A 4234-nucleotide genomic window follows, 5' to 3' on the forward strand; every position below is an offset into this window, starting at 1 on the left:
CGCGTTCGCGATCGAGTGCTCGACCATCTCCCGGCCGTGGGTGCTCCAGCTGGCGAAACAGGCAGCGGCGCAGGGACTCAGGTACCTCGACTCCCCCGTCACCGGTTTGCCCGCGGCCGCGGCGGCGGGCGAGCTGACCCTGCTGGTCGGCGCGGACGCCGACGACCTCGAGTCCGCCCGGCCGTTGCTGGAACCGTTGTGCGCCAAGATCGTTCGCTTCGGCGAGGTCGGCGCGGGCACCGCCTACAAGCTGATACAGAACTTGCTCGGCTCTATTCAGATCGCCGCGACCGCCGAGGCGCTGCGGGTGGCCGAACTCGCCGGGCTCGATCTGACGACCGTGGTCGACACCCTCGCCCACAGTGTCGCCGCCAGCCCCACCGTGGTGCGCGTCGGCGGCTTGATGCGCGACGGCAAGCACGACCGCGATATCGCGTTCACCGCCGCCCTGCGTCGCAAGGACACTCGCCTCGGCGTCGAACTCGCCGACGCCGTGGACGGCCCCGCCGCGCTCGGCCACGCCGCCCGCGACCTCTTCGACGGGCTCGTCGCCGCCGGCCACGGCGATCTCAGCGAGACCAAGGTCTTCGATCTGCTACGCGACTGACACCTGGATAGGCCCCGTCTCGAGGTCCGGCCGGCGATCCAGCCCGAAGCGGAACTGGTGCGCCGCTCGGGCGATACCACCATCAGTTCCTGACCAGTCGAAGTCCAGTCCGGGCTACCTCTCCGGCCGAACATTCGGCACAGGGCCTACCGGCTACTGGCGTCCGGCCGCATCGGCGGGCACACCCCGCCCGGCACGGTGGCCAGCTCGAAATGCCACCACTCGTTGTCGTACATCCGGCACAGTCCCCACCGGGTTCCGTTGGCCTCCAGCCACTGCGCCCCCACCTGCGGCCCGACGTCGACCGCGCGGCCGGACACGTGCGTCGACTCCTCCGGCGGCAGCACCCATCGGCGCGTCACCTCCGGGCTGCCGTACGTGGCCAGCCCCTCGTCCCACAGTCGTTGCTGCTCGTCCGGCGTGCGATATCCGGAGGTGATCGACAGCGGCACGCCCTGCGCGTGCGCCTCGTTCTCCGCCAGCGTGTACGCCACCGCCAGCCCCGGCTCCAACCCCTCGGTCCCCGCCGCCGATCCCGCCGCCTCCCGCTGATCGGCCACCGTCTCCTGCCCCGCACCCGCCTCCGGCGCCAACACCCCCGTCACCACCAGCGCCGCCACGGGTAGACCGAGCACCATCCGTTTCCGCACACCACTCCGCAACACCATGTCGGGCATGGTAGTGGCCCGCGCCCACCCTCGCCGCAGCCCCCGCCGACACTCAGAGATCCAATTCGATCCGCAGCTTCGACGACAGGCTGTCCATGGTCTCGGCGGTGAGTTCGCCGAGCGGTCCACTCAACCAAGGGCGATAGGTACTGGTGATCAGGTCCACCCTCACCCAGCCCTCCACCGGATCCGCGTCGCCGAGCCGAACCGCGACCATCGACTGTGGGTCCAGGCATTCGACAGGGGCGGTCAAGACCCGAACACGCTCGTCGGGTAGGCGGTAATCGGCAGAGACGATCACGCGATATGGGGTGCGCGGGTCGTCTTCGCGAGCGGGCCGGTCGCGCTCGAATCGGTAGATCTCACCGCGCCTCATGCGCGCGGACCGCGACGCTTCTCGGCGTCGGCCTCCGCCTCGTGCAGGTCGGTGAGCTCGGTCTCGGCCACGTCGACCTGGTACATGCCGAGGCTGCGATCGCGCGCCGCAGAGCGGATCGCGTCTTGATAGAGCATCCAGCGGTGCGCGCATCGGGCGAAATACGGCGACAACTGCATCCCGGCGGCGGCGGCGCCTTGTTGCAGATCCGCCAGCACCGCTTCATCGACTGTCAAGGTGATCTTCCGCGTCGCCATACTCGCCACCATACCACTGGCCATACTTCGAGTCGGCAAACTCTGCTGCCGAACTTCGACAGCACTCGCGGCTCGACGAGTGGGTCGGATGGACATGGAGTCATAGTCATTGGGCATGGCACATGCTTACCCGAAACCCGTTGGGTGGCAAATGCTTCATCCACAAGGAACGCGCGTTGTCCACATGCTGTGCCAGTGCTGTGGATCACAGGCACGCCGCTGTGGTACCAGTCCGATTCGCCGGATTCTCGAAACCTCTTGCTGCTCAACTGCTGCCGCGTAGGACCCCGATCGGACCGCGGACGACATCCTGGCTGACGCGAGGGTGTTCGTCCGCGGGCCGAACGGGTTGTACACAGGCGGGCGCGGGTGTCCACAATCGCTCACCATCGATGTGAACAGCCACTACAACGGACAATTCGACTACGGCACCGGACAATTCGGCCGGGTCACTCGCGCAGCGGGACGATGAGCGTGAGGTGGTCGCGCTCGGTGACCGGCGCGCGCACCGGGGGTGGGCGGCGAATCGCCTCGGCCGCTTCACGATTGCGCCCGATGCGTTCGATGATCTCGCCGCCGTGGTCGCGGGCGTAGGCGATGGCTATCTTGATCTTGCCGGCGTGCAGGCTCGACTTCGCGCTCAGCACCTCGATGCGCCGCTCCACCGGTCCGTCCAATTCCTGTAGGCGGGCAACGACTTCCCACACGTCCGGGCCCGCGACCAGCGCGGCGCGACGGTCGTTCATCGGGCCGCGGAAAACAATGCCCGGATGATCGAGCTGATCGACGCCCTCCCGAATCAAGCGGTCGAGCAATGCGGTGGAAGTAGTGCCTTCGCGTGCGGCGCGTGCGGCCAACCGCCTACTGGCGGATTGCGAAAGACGCAACGTTGTCGTGACGACCCTGGACGTACTCATTGCCCTCCTCGACCTTCAATGGCATCCGCGATGAATCGCGCCTTGGAATCAACGATGTACATCGCTAAGGGTGCCTCGCGAAGCGGCGGCGCCACTCCGGCGATCGGGGTGACATTCGGGTGTCCGCACAAAGCCTCAACCAAAATCGAACACCCAGTTCAAGGGGCATACTCGCCGCCCAGTCACCCGATTACCGGAGTGCCCGCAGGGACTTATGCCGACCCCTGGCAAACCCTCACCCGAGGCACCGGGTAAAAACTCATTCCGCCGCAACCGGTTTCCCGCTACCGCCGCGAATTTCGGCGGCGAGCAGTTTCACCCACCCCACGGAAGACGACACATCATTTCAAGGGGCCGGCCTTCGCTGTCCGCCACCACGTGTCGCACATGTCGACACTCTCGCCGGATCACGAGAACCGACCCGGACCTCACGAGAACCGAAACCCACACCTATCTGGCGTAGAAACTCGGCGCATCGACACCACCCGCGACCGACGCCCGATCCGCACGCGTTTCCAGGGTGTGCAACACCCACCGATCCTTGCCGTCCGCCTTGGCCCGATACAGCGCGGTATCCGCGGCGTCGAGCAACGACTCGGCCTGCGTATCGGCGACCGGCGTGAGCACCGCGCCGATGCTCGCCGACACCCGCAGGCGCAGCGGCCCGATGGACACCGGATCGGCGAGAGCCGCCTGCAGACCGGTCGCGATGGCGGTGACGTCGGCGGCGTCCGCGGGCGGCGGAACGATCGCGACGAACTCGTCCCCGCCGATGCGCGCCACCGGGCAGCCGCGCTCGGCGACGCTGTCGCGCAGCCGGGTCGCGATCGCGGCCAGCACCCGGTCGCCGGTCCCGTGCCCGTAGCGATCGTTGACGTCCTTGAACCCGTCGATATCGATGAAGCACAGCCCGACCCGATCGCGCGCACCCGCCGTGGCGATCATCGCCTCGACCCGTTCGAGCAGGTGCCGACGGTTCGGCAGGCCGGTGAGCAGGTCGTGACGCGCCTGCCGGTGCAGTTCGTCGCGCAGCCGATGCTGCTCGGTCACGTCCTCGCCGACCGCGAGCAGGTAATCGGGTTGCCGGCCAACGCCTTTGACGAACGTGATGGCGAACGCGGCCCACCCGTCGCTGCCGTCGGCGCGCACGAGGCGCTGCTCGAGCCGCACGGTGCCCTTGCCGTTCGGCACCAGCCGTTCGTACACCATGGTCCGCAGGTAGCCGCGGTCGTCGGGGTGGGCGAAGTCGTAGACCGACGCGCCGCGCAGCGCGTCGACCGGGCGGCCGATCATGTCGGCCAGGCCGGGGTTGGCGTCGAGCAGGGTGAGGTCGGTGTCCACGATGGCGATCGCCACGGCCGCGTTGTCGAAGACCGCCCGGAATCGGTCGTCGGCCGCGCGCCGCGCCT

6 protein-coding genes are annotated in these 4234 nt (G+C 68.2%); 1 reads left to right on the forward strand and 5 read right to left on the reverse strand.

Features of this window, described 5'->3' with window-relative positions:
- Positions 1-607, forward strand: a 607-nt coding sequence (locus ON39_RS34550) for an NAD(P)-dependent oxidoreductase (protein WP_040740510.1), incomplete at its 5' end; no start/stop codon positions are given.
- A 146-nt stretch (positions 608-753) separates the two neighbouring features.
- Here ON39_RS34550 and ON39_RS34555 read toward each other — a convergent pair.
- From ON39_RS34555 to ON39_RS34575, 5 genes are all read right to left on the reverse strand, one after another.
- Positions 754-1275: a M15 family metallopeptidase gene (locus tag ON39_RS34555; protein WP_063713420.1), complete on the reverse strand. Its 522-nt coding sequence runs from the start codon at positions 1273-1275 to the stop codon at positions 754-756.
- 52 nt (positions 1276-1327) lie between these two features.
- Positions 1328-1651, reverse strand: coding sequence for a hypothetical protein (locus tag ON39_RS34560; RefSeq protein ID WP_040740512.1), 324 nt, complete (start codon positions 1649-1651; stop codon positions 1328-1330).
- On the reverse strand, positions 1648-1908 hold the full coding sequence (locus ON39_RS34565; RefSeq protein WP_040740513.1) for a hypothetical protein: 261 nt from the start codon (positions 1906-1908) through the stop codon (positions 1648-1650). The genes ON39_RS34560 and ON39_RS34565 overlap by 4 nt, the downstream gene beginning before the upstream one ends.
- A gap of 449 nt (positions 1909-2357) precedes the next feature.
- The gene (locus ON39_RS34570) at positions 2358-2825 is read right to left on the reverse strand and encodes a hypothetical protein (protein WP_211336426.1); all 468 of its coding nucleotides are present in this window, start codon (positions 2823-2825) and stop codon (positions 2358-2360) included.
- Positions 2826-3275: 450 nt separating this feature from the next.
- A partial coding sequence (locus tag ON39_RS34575) for a sensor domain-containing diguanylate cyclase (protein WP_051187476.1) occupies positions 3276-4234 on the reverse strand: 959 nt, incomplete at its 5' end.

The organism is Nocardia tenerifensis NBRC 101015, assembly GCF_000308715.1.
In the GTDB taxonomy this organism is placed as follows: Bacteria; Actinomycetota; Actinomycetes; order Mycobacteriales; family Mycobacteriaceae; genus Nocardia; species Nocardia tenerifensis.